Here is a 247-nt window from a genome sequence, read left to right as displayed (position 1 = left end):
CGGTGGCCGGCTGGATTCGACCAATGTGGTCGAGACGCCGCTCGCCGCGGTGATCACGCCGGTCAGCATGGATCACATGGAATTCCTCGGCGACAATCTGACGGCGATCGCCGGCGAGAAGGCCGCGCTCGACGCCAACGTGCCATTGCTGGCCGGCCGCATGCAGCGGCGCGCGCATGCGATTCGCCTCCGCCTCGATCACGGCCATCGCCTCCGGCGCCTGCTCGGCGCACACCACCGGCACCTT

At 69.2% G+C, this 247-nt stretch carries 1 pseudogene; it reads left to right on the top strand.

What is annotated here, in order from left to right:
- Positions 1–25: 25 nt before the first annotated feature.
- Positions 26–247, top strand: a pseudogene (locus tag FNJ47_RS55165) (hypothetical protein); the annotation flags it as partial.

The organism is Bradyrhizobium uaiense (assembly GCF_010811875.1).
Taxonomy (GTDB): Bacteria; Pseudomonadota; Alphaproteobacteria; order Rhizobiales; family Xanthobacteraceae; genus Bradyrhizobium; species Bradyrhizobium uaiense.
This window is presented reverse-complemented; position numbering and strand designations above follow the sequence as displayed.